Origin of the sequence: Massilia arenae, assembly GCF_008014745.1 — a bacterium.
Taxonomy (GTDB): Bacteria; Pseudomonadota; Gammaproteobacteria; order Burkholderiales; family Burkholderiaceae_D; genus Telluria; species Telluria arenae.
Genome location: NZ_VPFD01000002.1, coordinates 1 through 16,253 on the forward strand (window position 1 = coordinate 1; position 16,253 = coordinate 16,253).

13 protein-coding genes and 1 tRNA gene are annotated in these 16,253 nt (G+C 65.5%); 3 read left to right on the top strand and 11 right to left on the bottom strand.

The genetic code is table 11. The annotated features are described in order from the left end of the window. From FVD38_RS01400 to hutC, 11 genes are all read right to left on the bottom strand, one after another. Positions 1-3,137, bottom strand: a 3,137-nt coding sequence (locus FVD38_RS01400) for an MHYT domain-containing protein (RefSeq protein WP_229493346.1), incomplete at its 3' end; no start/stop codon positions are given. Positions 3,138-3,373: 236 nt separating this feature from the next. Continuing rightward, entirely contained in the window at positions 3,374-5,569 is a 2,196-nt protein-coding gene (locus tag FVD38_RS01405) for a tetratricopeptide repeat protein (RefSeq protein ID WP_147933204.1), read from the bottom strand. A 71-nt stretch (positions 5,570-5,640) separates the two neighbouring features. Continuing rightward, positions 5,641-6,033, bottom strand: coding sequence for a hypothetical protein (locus FVD38_RS01410; protein WP_147933205.1), 393 nt, complete (start codon positions 6,031-6,033; stop codon positions 5,641-5,643). A gap of 145 nt (positions 6,034-6,178) precedes the next feature. Then, a tRNA-Leu gene (locus tag FVD38_RS01415) sits at positions 6,179-6,263 on the bottom strand. Positions 6,264-6,386: 123 nt separating this feature from the next. Further along, a complete protein-coding gene (locus FVD38_RS01420) occupies positions 6,387-6,854 on the bottom strand; it encodes a hypothetical protein (RefSeq protein ID WP_147933206.1) in 468 nt (155 codons plus the stop codon). A gap of 270 nt (positions 6,855-7,124) precedes the next feature. Further along, positions 7,125-8,846: an ArnT family glycosyltransferase gene (locus tag FVD38_RS01425; protein ID WP_147933207.1), complete on the bottom strand. Its 1,722-nt coding sequence runs from the start codon at positions 8,844-8,846 to the stop codon at positions 7,125-7,127. 112 nt (positions 8,847-8,958) lie between these two features. Continuing rightward, positions 8,959-9,228 (bottom strand): type B 50S ribosomal protein L31, encoded by a 270-nt coding sequence (locus FVD38_RS01430; protein ID WP_137174727.1) that lies wholly within the window; start codon positions 9,226-9,228, stop codon positions 8,959-8,961. Between the two features lie 188 nt (positions 9,229-9,416). Next, positions 9,417-10,679 (bottom strand): transcription termination factor Rho, encoded by a 1,263-nt coding sequence (gene rho / locus FVD38_RS01435; protein ID WP_005665081.1) that lies wholly within the window; start codon positions 10,677-10,679, stop codon positions 9,417-9,419. A 140-nt stretch (positions 10,680-10,819) separates the two neighbouring features. After that, positions 10,820-11,146, bottom strand: coding sequence for a thioredoxin TrxA (trxA, locus tag FVD38_RS01440; protein WP_005665082.1), 327 nt, complete (start codon positions 11,144-11,146; stop codon positions 10,820-10,822). A gap of 230 nt (positions 11,147-11,376) precedes the next feature. Next, positions 11,377-11,787 carry a response regulator gene (locus FVD38_RS01445; RefSeq protein WP_229493347.1) on the bottom strand — a complete coding sequence of 137 codons (411 nt, stop codon included), beginning with the start codon at positions 11,785-11,787 and terminating at the stop codon, positions 11,377-11,379. Between the two features lie 76 nt (positions 11,788-11,863). Then, the gene (gene hutC, locus FVD38_RS01450; RefSeq protein WP_147933417.1) at positions 11,864-12,565 is read right to left on the bottom strand and encodes a histidine utilization transcriptional repressor HutC; all 702 of its coding nucleotides are present in this window, start codon (positions 12,563-12,565) and stop codon (positions 11,864-11,866) included. Positions 12,566-12,722: 157 nt separating this feature from the next. Here hutC and ada point away from each other — a divergent pair, with 157 nt between their 5' ends. The 3 genes from ada to FVD38_RS01465 all read left to right on the top strand — a co-directional run bounded on the left by ada (position 12,723) and on the right by FVD38_RS01465 (position 16,235). Next, entirely contained in the window at positions 12,723-13,796 is a 1,074-nt protein-coding gene (gene ada, locus FVD38_RS01455; protein WP_147933208.1) for a bifunctional DNA-binding transcriptional regulator/O6-methylguanine-DNA methyltransferase Ada, read from the top strand. Beyond that, on the top strand, positions 13,793-14,482 hold the full coding sequence (locus FVD38_RS01460) for a 2OG-Fe(II) oxygenase (RefSeq protein WP_147933209.1): 690 nt from the start codon (positions 13,793-13,795) through the stop codon (positions 14,480-14,482). The genes ada and FVD38_RS01460 overlap by 4 nt, the downstream gene beginning before the upstream one ends. Before the next feature lie 82 nt (positions 14,483-14,564). Further along, a complete protein-coding gene (locus FVD38_RS01465) occupies positions 14,565-16,235 on the top strand; it encodes an amidohydrolase (protein WP_147933210.1) in 1,671 nt (556 codons plus the stop codon). Positions 16,236-16,253: the final 18 nt, after the last annotated feature.

A 16,253-nucleotide genomic window follows, 5' to 3' on the forward strand; every position in this document is an offset into this window, starting at 1 on the left:
ACGCCGCCGGCGCGCCGCGCACGCGCCAGGTCGACCGTGTTGCCCGGCGCGACCGGCGCCGGCGCCGGCGCCGTCGCCACGGCGCTCAGCGCCTCGAGCGCGGCGTCCAGCGCATTGTTCGCCACCACCAGCGTATTGGCCACCTGGCGCGCATCGGTCGGCATCGCATTGGTGGCGTGCTCCAGCGCGGCCAGGGCATCGGCCAGCAGTTCGAGACCGACGTTGGCGGCCGCGCCGCGCACCTTGTGCGCGAGGATGCGCAACTGCGGGTGCTCGCCGCCGGCCGCATGCAGGCGCAGCGCCTGGCCCAGGTCGGCGTACTGGCGGGCGAAGTGCTCGAGCGCCTCGGCATAGGCGTCCTCGCGGTTGCTCCAGCGGTGCAGGCCGGCGCGCCGGTTCAGTACTTCGCGCGGCGCATTGGCCGCACCAGGCGCATCCGGCGCGCTGGCCGACAGGCCGAGCACGCGCGCGATCTCGTGCGACAGTGCGAACCAGTCCACCGGCTTGCTGGCGAAACCGTCCATGCCGGCATCGACGCTGGCAGTGCGGTGTTCCTGCAGCACGCTGGCGGTCATCGCGATCACCGGCAAACGCGGGCGGCCCTCTTGTGCTTCACTGGCCCGAATCGCGCGGGTGGCGGCCAGGCCGTCCATGGTCGGCATCTGGAAGTCCATCAGCACCAAGTCGAACCCGCCGCCGACGGCCAGTTCGACCACGGCGGCGCCGTCGCGCACCGCGGTCATGGTGTGACCCCGGCGGCTCATCAGGAGCTGCATCAGTTCCAGGTTCTGCGGCACGTCGTCGGCCACCAGCACGCGCAGCGGCGGCAGCACGGCGGCGCTGCGCACGCGCGGCGCCTGTTGCGCAAAGCGCGCCAGCACCAGCGGCACCTGCACGTGGAAGGTGGTACCGCATCCGAGCTCGCTCTCGGCCCAGATCCGGCCGCCCATCAGCTCGACCAGCTGCTTGCTGATCGTGGTGCCCAGGCCAGTGCCGCCAAAGCGGCGCGTCATTGAGGCGTCGGCCTGGGTGAACGGGTCGAAGATGGCGGCCAGGCGCTCGGGCGCGATGCCGATCCCGGTGTCGACGACGGCGATGCACAAGCGGTCGCCTTCGGCGCCGACCTTGAGCGTCACGCTGCCCTTGGCGGTGAACTTGATCGCATTGTCCAGCAGGTTGGTCAGCACCTGGCGCATGCGCAGCTCGTCGCCGCGCAGGCCCGTCGGCAGTGCCGGGTCGTACTGGATGTCCAGGTGCAGGCCCTTGGCGCGCGCGTTCGCGGCCAGGGTCGAGGAGAGTTCGTCGATCAGGGACAGCAGGTTGTAGTCGTTCTGCTCCAGCTCCACCGCGCCTTTTTCGAGCTTGGCGGTGTCGAGGATCTCGTTGAGCAGGCGCAGCAGGGCGCGGCCGGCGCTGCGGATGGTGTCCAGGTGGCGCCGCTGCTCCACGTCCAGGTCGCCGTCCAGCAGCACGTCGGTGAAGCCCAGGATCGAATTCATCGGCGTGCGGATCTCGTGGCTCATATTGGCCACGAAGGTCGCGCGCGCGGCGGCGGCCTGCTCGGCGGTTTCCTTGGCGGCGCGCAACGCTTCTTCCATCTGGCGGCGCTCGGTGATGTCGAGGATGACGCCATCGAGCCACTGGATTTCGCCGGTTTCGTCGCGCGCGGCGGTGCCGTTTTCCCACAGCCAGCGCACACTGCCATCGGCATGCAGCAGGCGGTATTCGATCAGGAATGGACGGTCTTCGCGCATGGCCGTGCCGATCTCCTTCGTCACACGGACGCGGTCCTCGGCATGGATCAGCGCGCCAAATACCCGGCGTGGCGGCGTACCCAGGAAATCGCGCGCGGGATAACCGGTGACCAGTTCTACCGCATCGCTGATGAAGACCATCGGCCAGTCTCCGGCAAGCATGCTGCGGTAACCGATGCCGGGAATATTGCCGATCAGGGAACGGAATTGCTGTTCGCTCGTCTGCAGCGCCTGTTCCATCGAGCGCCGCTCGCTGATGTCGGTGACGAAGCAGACGAACATGTCCTGGGCGCCCAGCTTGGCGTGCCCCATCGCGCCGCGCACCGGCACCAGGCTGCCGTCCTTGCGCAGGCCGAAGGTCTCGGTGCTGGTGTTGATGCCTTCGAGGCTGCCCCGGGACAGCACGTACAGCAGGCCGCGCTCGGCCTTGCGGTCTTTTTCGTTGAGCAGCAGGCCGATGTTGCGGCCGACGATCTCGTCGCGCTTCCAGCCGAAGATGCGCTCGGCCGAGGCATTGAATTCGGTGATGGTGCCGTCGCGCCCCACCGTGATGACGCCGTCGACGGTGGTGGTGAGCAGCGCGCGCATCCAGGCTTCGCTGCGCGCCAGGCCGAGGTACATCTCGCGATAACGCAGCAGGCCGTTGGCGGCGACCACGCCCAGCGACAGCGCCACCGTGATGACCGTGATCGACAGCGCCAGGAAATCGCTGTTCGAACCGCTCAGGCCCATCGGATCGACTTCGCCGGCGAAGCGCGCGGCCGCCATTCCGGTGTAGTGCATGCCGGCGATGGCGCAGCCCATCACCACCGCCGCGATCAGCAGGCGGCGCGAATCGGTCATCGACTTGTAGCGCGACAGGCCATGGCGCACGCCCAGGGCCAGCGTGGCCAGCACCACCGCGACCACGATCGACAGCGCGAACATGGCGGGATCGTAATACAGGTCGAGGCGCATGCGCATGCCGGCCATGCCGGTGTAGTGCATGGCGCCGATGCCGGCCCCGACCAGCACCCCGCCCACCAGCAGGTGCGCCAGGCGCAGCTGGGGACGCGAGATCAGGCTGAGCGCGACCCACGACGCGCCGATGCTCGGCAGGGCCGATAGCAGCGTGATGCCGTGATCGTAATGGACCGGCGTGCACAGGTTGAAGGCGAGCATGCCGATGAAGTGCATCGACCACACGCCGGCGCCCAGCGCCAGGCTGCCGGTGCCGAGCACGATGGCGCGGTGCGCAGGGTTGGTGCTGGCGCGGCCCGTGATCTGCAGCCCCATCCAGGAAGAGAAGATCGCCACCAGCAGCGACAGCACGACCAGGCGTGGCTCGTGGACGCCATAGGTCAGCATGGATGGGTCGGCAGGGGCGTTAAATATTTGCAACATGTATTCGTGGGTAGTCAGGACAGGGGAATTCTGTCCGTAAGGCATGACCGCGAAGTATGGCATTTTCCCAGCTGGAAATGTTGTTGGCCATGGGAATGAACAGACGATTGGCGAGGTTTTGTAGCGCCCAAGCGACCATTTCTGTGCATTCCTTGTTCAAGGATTATGGTCAGCTGATATGCGGGCCGGCGCTGGTCGGCCCTACCGCGCAGCGGGCGCGCCGGCGCCGGCGCCGATTATTGCGTGACGTCGGCCGGGCCGGGCGGCAGCGTCGCCTCGAAGCTGGCTGGCGGCAGGCCCTGGCACCAGTGGCGCCACATCAGGCGCAGCGCGTGCTCGATGCCGTCGCCGACCCGGGTCATGGAGTCCGAGGTGGGGAGCACATAACGTTGGCGCAGCGTGGCGCGCACCGCCGCCAGCGCCGCCAGGTCGCCGCAGATGGCCAGGCCCTTGGCGACGAAATCGTCGACGCCGTGCGCGACGAAGTGGTGGAGCCCCCAATGCTCGAGGGAGCAGGCGGTTTGCCGTCCGGTCACGGTGCCCGCATCCAGGGTCAGGGTCGGCACGCCCATCCAGCCGGCGTGCATGGTCGTGGTACCGCCCGAGTAGGGGAAGGTGTCGAGGCACAGATCGACCTGCTGGTGCAGCTTCAGGTAATCGTGCAGCCCGGTGCGGCCATGGAAGTCGACCCGGTGCGCGGCGATGCCCTCGTGGTCCAGCCAGGCGCGCAGCTGGGCATGGTCGTGCTGTTCCGGCATGCCGCCGACCAGCAGCCGCGCATCGGGTAGCGCGCGCAGCAACTGCCCCCAGGCCTTGACCACTTCGCTGTTGAACTTGCTGAGACGGTTGAAGCTGCCGAACGTGATGTAGCCCTTGGCCAGCGCGGGCAGCGGTCCCACGTCGGGCGCGCTGCTCACCGGCTCGAAGGGGAACGACAGCGGCAACTGCACCAGTTTTTCCGCGAACAGATGGTCATACTGCCCGTGCGGCAGGAATTTTCGGTCGGTCAGGTAGTAATCCATCGCCGCCAGGCCAGTGGTGCCGGGATAGCCGATCCAGGATGCCTGGACCGGCGCCAGCCGGCGCGCGAACGCGGGCAGCCGGTTGAAGGCGGTGTGGCCCGACAGGTCGATCAGGATGTCGATGCCGTCGGCCCGCACCAGCCGCTCCAGTCCCTCGTCGTCGAGCGCGGCGACGTCGCGCCAATGGGGCAGGTGGCCACGCAGGCGCTCGGTGACGGCGTCGATCAGGGTATGGTTGTAGTAGGCATGCACCGCCAGCCCGGGGCGCTGCCCGAGGCGCTCGAAGACCGGTTCGATGAAGGTGGCGACCGCGTGGTTGCGTAGGTCGCCCGACACGAAGCCGATGCGCAGGGGCCGTTCCGGCTCGGGCGTATTGTCCCGGGGGGCGGGCGGCGCGGTCCTCTGTTCGATCAGGCTGCCGTAGGCTAGGTGTTCGGCGAACAGCGCCTCCGGCGTGATGCGGGGCATTTCGCTCAGGCAGAACAGCATATTGCTGTGGGCATCGGTATTCTCGGGATTGCGCGCCAATACATCGCGATAGACGTCCACCGCTTCGGTCGGCCGGCCCCGGTTCTGCAGGATCAGCGCGTGCGTGATGGCGGCCTTTTCATGATGCGGATCGAGCGCCAGCGCGGCCTCGATGCTGGCCTGCGCCTCGGAAAGCCGTCCCCGCTCCACCAGGGTCATGGCAAGGTGGTTGTGGGCATCCGCGTTCTCGTGCCGCAGCGCGAGTGAGCGCCGCAGCACGTTCTCCGATTCGTCCAACCGGTTGGCGCGCGTCAAGAGCATGCCCAGGTTGCTGAGCGTTTCGGCATCGTCGGCGTCGAACCTGGCCGACATCGCCATGGCATTCAGGGCGCCTTGTGCGTCACCGCGGCGGTGATAGATGCCACCCAATAGTTTCCAGCCGAATGAGTGCTGGGGAAAGCGCTCGACGAGCGAACGCGCGGCGTTCTCCGCTTCCTCGTTGCGTCCCTGGGCGAACAAGGCGGCGGCGGCGTTGATCTCGGCGTTGTCGGGCGCGCCCGAGCTGGTCAGTTGCCGTTCGATGTCGTCGATGATTGGACCTTGCAGGCCGCGGGTCCGGCCGAGCTTTAGCAGTTCAGTGGCGGCGGCAAACTGGTGCGCCTCGATCAGGGCGCCCAGATAGGCCAGCCAGTGGGCTTCCTGGCCGGGATCGGCTTCCAGGGCGGCGGCGAAATGGGGCATTGCCGTCTCGGCATCCCCGGCGCGGCTGGCCAGCATGCCCACTGCGTGGTGGGCGCCGGCGTGGCCGGGCTGGAGGTCGAGCACCGCCCCGTACAGGGCGAGCGCCTGCTCGAGGTTGCCCGCCTCGGTTTCGTGGTGTGCGGCTTGCATGGCCTGGTCGACGATCTGGCGGACGTCGTCGCTGGGGGGGAGCGTGCTCATGGCGCTACATTAGGGTAAGACGCGGGGGAGGGTCAAGGAGGGGCCATGAGGCGGCATTCTGCCCTGGCATGTTAATTTTCAATTCCGCCGTACAGGAATTTTCTTGACCCATGGATTTCCCAAGGTTCAGCACTGTAATTAAGAATGACGCTTATTTCTATGGCGGCTCGTTGATCTGGCGAGCCCGGCATTTTCAAGTCGTAAGTGTAAATTCCTTCGTAGTTGCAAGTCTTCTCTTCCTTGTTCTGGCAATCGAAGCCAATTTCAGAGGCAACACTTTCAATGGGTCGTCCATTCGCGTGTTTGTGAGCGTAATCTTGAACGAAATCTTTTAATTGAATATTGCTAAGACGATCGCTCCACGACGGGACTATCTTTTGCAAGCGAAGCCCTAACGGGCTTTTCCCCAAGCCGTCATAATTGCTAATGATGGATTGGAAGGCCCGCGCCGAGGGTATGGTCATCAAAAATATCGAGACGATAAGACAAAAGAAATTTCTCAATTTATGTGACCTGCGTGATCGGCTGAATCGCCGCGCTAGAAAGCAAAAAACCCGCGCTTCCTGGGAAGTGGCGGGTTTCACGCTGAACCGACTTGCTTGCTACTGGTGGTGCCTCCGGCCGGAATCGAACCGGCACGCCTTACGGCGCTTGATTTTGAGTCAAGTGCGTCTACCAATTCCGCCACAGAGGCCCAATCGCAGGCGCGCATCTTAGCACACGGCGCGCACAACTGACCAGTGTGCGCAAGAAATTGGCACAGCCCGGCGGACGGCTGCCTTTAAGCACGCCGCCAACCCGGCCCCGGCCCGCTGGCTCAACGCGCAATCCGATGCTGCAACAACCGCAAGCTCCCCACCGGCCCGACGATCTCGAGCACATGCTCGCGCACCGCGACATTGATCGCGCCTTCTTGTCCGCGCAGCCAGGGGCGCGGGCGGAAGTAGCGGATGCTGGTGCTGTCGGCCGCGGTGCGCCGGTAGCCCAGCGCGCCGAGCGCTTCGTCGAGCGTGCTGATCATGTAGTGGGCGTCGAAGCGGGTGCGCATCTCGAAGCGGCCAGGCCCGAGCATATACACCGGCAGCAGACCGCCTACGATGGCCGGCAGCACCAGGAAGGGCAGCGGCGTGTCGGGGTCGATCAGGTGCAGCGCCAGCACCAGCACCGGCAGGCCGCCCAGCAGCGTCAGTGCCCACGGCAGGGACTGGCGCCAGGTGTCGATGCGCCGCAGGAATCCGGGCCGCTCCCGGACACGCACGATCTCTGAAAACGTCACACTTTTCATGGTGATCTCTCCCTCACAGCATCTCGTGCAACGGTCCATGTTGGCCTGTACTTAAACTGACACAACACCCCATTCAGCCTGGTAATTGATCTGCATCGACTCACTTATTGTGACGAGCGACACCAGGCCGGTGCTTGACTCCGCGCAAACACGCATCCTTTGCGAATAGGTTCTCATATTGGCAACACTTGCCGCGCACAGGTGAATATCGTTGCTCACAAGCCTCATAAAGAAACAAGCCGCACGGTGTGCGGCTTGTCGAAGTGCATTTTATTGACTGCGGCGGAACAGCCTGAAGCGCTCGTCGCGGTCGGAGGCGCGCCGGCCTTCCCACAGAGGGATCGTGTTGCGTACGCCCCATTTGCGCAGCAGCGCGCGGTCGTTGCGGTTGCGCAGGCTGTCCTGCAGCAGCACATAGTCGCACTTGCCGCCGTCCAGGGTAACGAAGGGCAGGCGTCCGTAAAAGGCCAGTGAGGCGCGCTGGGCCGGGCCGACATTGGTCTCGATGCAGTCGGTGTCGGCCGGCAGGCGCGCCGCGATCTGCTGGGCCACGCCGGCGTAGCTCTTGCCGTAGTTCAGGTCAGGCAGGAACAGCGTCATCAGGAGCACCCACAGCAGGATCAGGCCACCGGACGACAGCACCACCGCGCGCCACAGCACCGATGGCTGGCGCGACAGGCGCCAGTGCACCAGCACGACCCAGCCCACGCTGGCGGCGGCGGCCACAGTGAAAGTGACGATGCCGATTTCCGGCGTGAAGCCTGGCACCAGCTTGAGCGCGTTCTTGGCCAGCTGGGCCGGCCAGCCGGTGAGCTTGGCGATCCAGAACAGCCAGATGGTGGCGCCCAGCATGGTCAGCACCATCACCGAGAACCAGTCGATGGCGTTGATTGCGCCGCGCTTCATGGTTGGCAGGCCGAAGGCGGCCATCAGGGCCAGCGGCGGCAGCATCTTGAGGAAGTCGCTGTTCTCGGGTACGGGGTCGCACAGCAGCTGCAGCACCAGGGCCAGGAAGAAGAACACCGGCAGCACGATGTGCAGCATCTGCTGCTGGCGGCGCCAGGCCCAGACCGCCCAGATGGCGAATGGCCAGGCCGGCCAGAAGAACCAGACGCCCGTGCGGAAGAAGGTCTTCACCGCAACCCAGCCGGGCACGCCAATCTGCTCCGCGTTCCAGGCCAGCCAGTCGGCCACCGGCGGCAGGCCAAACGGCTGCACGACGATGGCAGGCAGGATCCATACCATCGTCAGGCCAACGCCGACGCCGGTTGCGACGGCCAGGTGGCGCAGCGCCTGGCCTGCGGGCATGTCGAGGTAGCGGGTGCAGGCGAACAGGGCCACGATCAGCACCAGCGGCGGCAGGAAGCCTTGGGTGAGCGTCAGGGCGCCCAGCGCGAGGCCGACCAGCACCGCGTTGCGGGTGCTGGTGTGCTCGACGTAGCGCACGGCGCGGTACAGGAAATAAGCCAGCAGCGCGCCCTGCAGGGTGGCGGCCAGGGTCAGGTGGCTTTGCAGCAGCAGGCCCAGGCTGCCGAGGTAGATCAGGACCGCGGTGTCGCCCAGCGTGCGGCCATAGTCGTCGGGCTCGGGCTGGCCGCCGAAGGCCAGGCGCAGCGGCTGGGCCTCGGCGCGCCGGCCGAGGTGGAAGGCGGTGTACCACAGCGACATCGTGCCCAGCACGAAGATGGCGATGGTCGAGACGCGCGCGGCCAGCACGTCGCCCAGGATCCAGCCGAACAGCTTGATGCAGACGGCGCCCAGCCAGAAGGCCAGCGGGCCCTCGTCGACGCTGGCCAGGCCGGCGATGTTCGGATACAGCCAGTCATCCAGGCCGCCATGCGCCATGGTCCACATGATGCCGAAGCTGCCCGCGTCTTCCTTCCACAAATCGCGGCCGATGATGCCGGGCAGGATGTACAGCATGCCCAGCGCAAGCAGGGCCCAGCGGGGCAGCGCCAGGGTGGCGGCGGCGGGAAGACGGACTGGTTTCATCGGCAAATCGGATGGATGGAATAAAGCGCAGTATAGCTGCGAAAAAAAAGAAGCCGCTGAGGCGGCTTCTTTGGCGAAGCCCGGGTGGGCTTCGAAGATTCTACTGCAGCAATTAGCCGTTGGCGACCGAGGTCTTCGAGCCGACTGCGCCGAACTTCTGGCGGAATTTTTCGACGCGACCAGCGGTGTCGACGATCTTGTGCTTGCCGGTGAAGAACGGGTGCGACTCAGCCGACACCTCGATCTTGACCAGTGGGTAGTCCTTACCTTCGTGGTTGATCGTTTCGCGGGTGTTGATGGTCGAACGGGTGATGAATTTGAAGTCGCACGACAGGTCGTGGAAGACGACTTCGCGGTAATCTGGATGGGTATCGGTCTTCATGGTTCTGCTTTCTATTGAGTTGGTAGCCAAACAGCACTTCGTCGGTCGAACAGCTTCTTGACCCGATTGCCGATCACTTGCCAGGGGTTGGACTGAACCGGAGATTATAAAGCGGTTTCCGGCGCCAGGCAATGCCAAATAAAAAGGCAGCCCGAAGGCTGCCTCTGCACGCGTTGCGCTGGGGCGGATCAGCCGCCGCGGCGCATCATGTCGAAGAACTCGACATTGTTCTTGGTCGCGCGCATCTTGTCGAGGATGAACTCCATCGCCTCGATCTCGTCCATCGAGTACAGCAGCTTGCGCAGGATCCAGATTTTCTGCAGCTGGTCGGGCTTGATCAGCAGTTCTTCGCGACGGGTGCCCGATTTGTTCAGGTTGATCGCCGGATAAACGCGTTTCTCGGCCAGGCGGCGCTCCAGGTGCACCTCCATATTGCCAGTGCCCTTGAATTCTTCGTAGATCACGTCGTCCATGCGCGAGCCGGTTTCGATCAGCGCGGTCGCGACGATGGTCAGCGAGCCGCCTTCCTCGACGTTACGGGCGGCGCCGAAGAAGCGCTTCGGACGCTGCAGCGCGTTGGCGTCGACACCACCGGTCAGCACCTTGCCCGAGGCCGGGATCACGGTGTTGTAGGCGCGCGCCAGGCGGGTGATCGAATCCAGCAGGATGACCACGTCCTTCTTCATTTCGACCAGGCGCTTGGCTTTCTCCAGCACCATCTCGGCGACCTGCACGTGGCGGGTGGCTGGCTCGTCAAACGTGGATGCGACGACTTCGCCGCGCACCGAACGCTGCATCTCGGTCACTTCTTCCGGACGTTCGTCGATCAAGAGCACGATCAGGGTCACGTCGGGGTGATTGGCGGTGATCGCATGCGCGATGTGCTGCAGCATGACCGATTTGCCGGACTTCGGCGACGCCACCAGCAGGCCGCGCTGGCCCTTGCCGATCGGCGAGATCAGGTCGACGATGCGGCCGGTGATGTTCTCGGCGCCGTTCATGTCGCGCTCCAGGCGCAGCGGCTCGTTCGGGTGCAGCGGCGTCAGGTTCTCGAACAGGATGCGGTGCTTCGACGCTTCCGGCGATTCGCCATTGACCTTGTCGACCTTGACCAGTGCAAAGTAACGCTCGCCGTCCTTCGGCGTACGCACTTCACCTTCGATCGAGTCACCCGTATGCAAGTTGAAACGACGGATCTGCGACGGCGAGATATAGATGTCGTCGGTCGAAGCCATATAGCTCGCGTCCGGCGAGCGCAGGAAACCGAAACCGTCCGGCAGCACCTCGAGGGCGCCGTCGCCGAAGATCTGCTCGCCCTGCTTGGCGCGCTTCTTCAGGATCGCGAACATCAGTTCCTGTTTGCGCAGGCGGGCTGCGTTGTCGATGTCGAGGCCGATTGCCATTTCCAGCAGCGCGGAAACGTGCATCGCCTTCAGTTCAGATAAATGCATGTGTGTGGGTGACCCGTGACGGGTGAATTAGGTAGGGGAGGGGACTGCGTGGGTTAATCGAGGCGGGAGGGTGACTCCCGGCCAGTATTGTGACTGCGTGGCGACTGCGCGGGCGCGCCGTCGCCGCTATATTACTTGTATCAGATGTTGCTGTCGATGAAAGCGGTCAGCGGACCCTTGGCGACGGCGCCGACTTTCTGGGCTGCGACCTGGCCATTCTTGAACAGGATCAGGGTCGGGATGCCACGGATGCCGAACTGGGCCGGCACGGCCTGGTTCGCGTCGACGTCCATCTTGGCGATCGTGATCTTGCCTGCGTATTCCTTGGCTACTTCTTCCAGGATCGGGGCAATCATCTTGCAAGGACCGCACCACTCGGCCCAGAAATCGACCAGCACCGGCTGCTCGGACTTGAGCACGTCGGCTTCGAAGGATGCATCGCTGATGTGTTTGATGTTTTCGCTCATGGTTTCCTCAATGTGAGGTAAGAATCGTTATTAACGCCTTGAGACTCGTCATGCGGAATGTCTCGACCGGCTACCGTGTGTACTGCCTTGCCAAATATTGCTGCTACACAATGGTGGAGGCACTGTGTGCGAATTTCAATATTGGAAGAACGGCTAGAGGGTGTCAGGCGGGGAATGAGGCGAATAATACCCCATTTTTTTAAAAAGTGTTCGGGGCTTTGTACAAAATCTCAACATGCCAGCGCATGGCGCAATTGCTCGGGCGTGAGAGGCTTGCGGAACGAGCCGACCACCCGCAGGCCGAGGGCGCGCGCCAGGTCGGCGGCCGCCTCGCGCACCTCGTCCTCGAGGGCCGACAGCAGGATCACTTTGCCGGTATAGCCCAGGCTGGCCGCGGCCTGCAGGAACTCGATGCCGTCCATCTCGGGCAGCACCAGGTCGCAGATCAGGACGTCGGGCATGGCTTCGTCGAGCCGGGCCAGGGCCTGGCGCGCATCGAGTTCGAGGGCGATTTCGCACGGCCCGCAAGCCGCCAGCATCTCGCGCATCACCTCCAATAGCAGATGGTCGTCGTCGAGCACAAGCACGCGCATTAGCGCGGAAGGCGAATCGGCGGCGGCGTCGGGAGGGATGTGCGTCATTATCTGAAATGGGTAGATCGACGACCATTATCGCGAAAAACTGGCAAGCCGGGTTGTCCGAATCCGTAATTATTTATCAAACGCTACCGGTGAAGCGCGCCAGGTGTCCCGGATGCCACATCGTGGCCACCGAGGCTACCCGGCCGGCCGAGGTGGTGCGCCGGTGCAGCACCAGGCACGGGGCGCCGGCCTTGACCGCCAGCAGGCGCGCCTCTTCCTCTGGCGCCGGCTGGGCCTCTATCGTATAGGTGGCCCCCTGCAGCGGCGCGCTCACCATCAGGTGCTCGTTGGGCGTGATGCGCGAAAAATCCTGCTCCAGGTAGGCCGGGGCGCAGGCCGGGTTGACCCAGCGGTCTTCGAGCTGGACCGGCGTCTCGTTTTCGAAGTGGACGATCAGCGAATGGAACAGGGTGGCGCCCGGCTCCAGGTCGAACTCGGCGGCCAGCGTGTCGTCGGCGCTTTTTTCGTCCAGCGCCAGCACGCGGGCGGCGTGCAGCTTGCCGCGCGCGCGGATTTCGTCGGCGATGTTGCGGATCTCGACCAGGGTGCCCTGGTACTTCTGCGGGGCGACATAGGTGCCTGAGCCCTGGCGCCGCACCAGCACCTGCTCGGCGGTGAGTTCGCGCACGGCGCGGTTGACGGTCATGCGCGAGACGCCGAACTGGCGCACCAGCGCCTGCTCCGAGGGCACCAGTTCGCCTTCCTTCCAACGGCCGGAGGCGATTTCGCCAACCAGGTAATCCTTGATCTGCTGGAAAATGGGCGACTTTTCCTGCATGCTGTCTTGCGCGGTCTGTGCTTCCAAACTCAATCTCCGAATGCCTGGCCTCTGGGACCACGCCCGATTCTAGCATCGCGATTCGAAAGCAAGACCCGGAGTGCGGCCAGGCGGCGGCGGCTTCAGGATGGCGCAATTGCTGAAGGAGGACACCATCATGACGACAACGGATCGGAACGACATCGACAGTATCGGCGACGATGCGCGCTGGGACGCCGTACAGCGGCGCGATGCCGGCGCCGACGGCAGTTTCTATTATTCGGTGCGCACCACCGGCGTTTATTGCCGGCCCTCGTGCCCGTCGCGCGGTGCCAAGCGCGCCAACGTCGCCTTCCATGCCAGCAGCCAGGCGGCCGAGGCGGCGGGCTTCCGGCCCTGCCTGCGCTGCGCGCCGCACCTGCCGCCGTTGGCTGATCGCCAGCGCGATGCGGTGGCGCGCGCCTGCCGCCTGATCGAGGAAGCGGAGGAGGAGCCCGATCTGGATACCCTGGCCCAGGCCGCCGGCATGAGCCGCTTTCACTTTCACCGCGTGTTCAAGGCCCAGACCGGGATCACGCCCAAGGCCTATGCGGCGGCCAGGCGCGGCGCCCGGGTGCGCCAGGAACTGGAGGGGGGCGCCTCGGTCACCGACGCCCTGTACGGCGCCGGCTATGGTTCCAGCGGGCGCTTCTATGCGGCCTCGAACGAGGTGCTGGGCATGCAGCCGTCGAACTACCGCGCCGGCGGGCAGGGCGAGACGATCCGCTTCGCCGTGGCCGAATGCTCGCTGGGCGCGATCCTGGTCGCGGCGACCGGGCGCGGCATCTGCGCGATCCTGATCGGCGACCAGCCGGAACCGCTGGTGGAAGACCTGCAGGCGCGCTTTCCCAAGGCCGAGCTGCGCGGCGCCGAAGAAGGCTTCGAGCGCACCGTCGCGCTGGTGATCGGCCTGGTCGAACAACCACGGATTGGCCTAGAGCTGCCGCTCGACGTGCGCGGCACCGCCTTCCAGCAGCGCGTGTGGCAGGCGCTGCGTGCGATTCCCTCGGGCCAGACCGTGACCTATGCCGAACTGGCCGAACGGGTCGGCGTACCCGATGGCGCGCGCGCCGTGGCCGGCGCCTGCGCCGCCAATCCGGTGGCGGTGGCGATTCCCTGCCACCGCGTGGTGCGTACCGGCGGCGCGCTGTCCGGCTACCGCTGGGGGATCGAGCGCAAGCGCACCTTGCTCGAGCGCGAGGCCCAGCAGTGACCGTCATCGATTGGGATGACGTCGGCGTCCAGCTCGACGCCGCCGGCTGCGCCGTGATTCCGGGCCTGCTCGATGCGCGTCACTGCGCGCGCTTTATTAGCGCCTACGACGAGCCGCAGCGCTTTCGCAGCCGGGTGGTGATGGAGCGCCACGGCTTCGGCCGCGGCGAATACCAGTATTTCGGGTATCCGCTGCCGGAGCCGCTGGCAGCGCTGCGCACCAGCCTGTACCCGCCGCTGGCGCGCATCGCCAACCGTTGGCAGGCGGCGCTCGGGCTGGATACGCGCTTCCCGCCTGCTCACGCCGACTTCCTCGAGAAATGCCACGCGGCTGGTCAGCTGCGTCCGACGCCGCTGCTGCTGCGCTACCGCGCCGGCGACTACAACTGCCTGCACCAGGACCTGTATGGCGAGCAGGTGTTTCCGCTGCAGGTGGCGGTGCTGCTGTCGCGGCCTGGCGAGGATTTCGAGGGCGGCGAATTCGTGCTCACCGAGCAGCGGCCGCGCATGCAGTCGCGCGCCGAAGTCGTGAGCCTGCATCAGGGCGACGCCGTCGTGTTTGCGGTCAACCAGCGGCCGGTGCAGGGCACGCGCGGCGTCTACCGGGTGGCGATGCGGCATGGCGTCAGCCGCGTGCGGCAGGGCCTGCGCCACACCCTGGGCATCATCTTCCACGACGCTACCTGAGGGGGCACCGCCCTCATGCAGTACACTCTTCGGACCGTGCCCACGAAGCGCGGAAAACCCAACTCGGAGAGAGAAAAAAAGCATGCGCGCGCGCCAGATACCCCTGCAGTGTTCCTTACTCGTCCTGGCTGCCCTCGGCAGCCTGTCGGCACATGCCGACACCCTGATCGACAACGCCAACGGCTATACGCTGAACGGGAAGGGTGAGCTGGTCCAGTTCACGGCGATCGCCTTCGACGACAAGGGCCGCATCATCGCCGTCGGCAGCGGCGCCGACGTCGCAGCGAATGCGCCGAACGCGAAGCGCATCGACATGGGCGGCCGCACCCTGCTGCCGGGCCTGATCGACGCCCACGGCCACGTGTTCGGCCTGGGCCAGCAACTGACCCAGCTCGACCTGTTCCACAGCACCTCGCTGGACGGCGCCCTGAAGTCGATCGGCGATTACGCGCGGGCAAACGCTGGCCACGAATGGATCCGCGGCCGCGGCTGGAACCAGGAGAACTGGAAGCTGGGCCGCTTCCCGACCGCGCAGGAACTCGACGGCGTTATCAAGGACCGCCCGGTATGGCTGGAGCGCGTCGACGGCCACGCCGGCTGGACCAATAGCCGCGGGCTGGCGCTGGCCGGCATCACGAAATCGACGCCGGACCCGGTCGGCGGCAAGATCGTGCGCGACGCCAATGGCGAGGCGACCGGCGTGCTGGTCGACACCGCGCAAGAATTGCTGACCAAGGTGCTGCCGCAGCAGACCGAGGCCGAGGGACGCCTGATGCTCGACCGCGCGCTTGGTGAACTCGCGCGCGTGGGACTGACCAGCGTGCACGACGCCGGCGTCGACGTGGGCCAGGACCGCCTGTACCGCGCCTATGCCGATGGGGGCAAGTTGACCACCCGCGTGTACGGCATGATCGCCGGCACCGACAAGGACTTCGACCAGCTGGCCGCCAAGGGCCCGCTGAAGGACTACGGCAATGGCATGTATGCGCTGCGTTCCGTAAAACTGTATTCGGACGGCGCGCTGGGCAGCCGCGGCGCGGCCCTGATCAAGCCGTACAGCGACGAGTCGCACTCGCACGGCCTGCTGTTCTACAAGACCGCGCAGATGGATGCCATGATGGCCAAAGCCATGCGCAAGGGTTACCAGGTCAACGTGCACGCGATCGGCGACGCCGGCAACAAGCAGATCCTCGACATCTATCAAAAGGAGCTAAAGGCGACGCAGAGCGGCGCGCAACGTCACCGCATCGAGCACGCCCAGGTCGTGACCCCGGCCGACATCCCGCGCTTCAAGACGCTGGACATCATCCCGTCGATGCAGCCGACCCACGCGACCTCGGACAAGAACATGGCCGAGACCCGCATCGGACCCGATCGCATCAAGGGCGCCTACGCCTGGCGCAGCTTCCTGCACCAGGGCTCGCGCATTGCCTGCGGTTCGGACTTCCCGGTCGAGTCGCCGAACCCGTTCTTCGGCATCCACGCGGCCGTCACGCGCCAGGATGCGCAGGGGCAGCCGGTGGCCGGCTGGTATCCGAACCAGGCGATGTCGCTCAAGGAAGCCTTCCGCTGCTTCACGCTCGATGCCGCTTACGCCGGGCACCAGGAAAAAGACCTGGGTTCGCTGGAGCCGGGCAAGCAGGCCGACTTCATCGTGATCGACCAGGACCTGTTCCGCATGCCAACCTATGACATCCACAAGACCGGCGTATTGGAGACGTGGGTAGCCGGACGCCAGGTCTTCAAGAAATGATTTGACGAGGTTGTATAG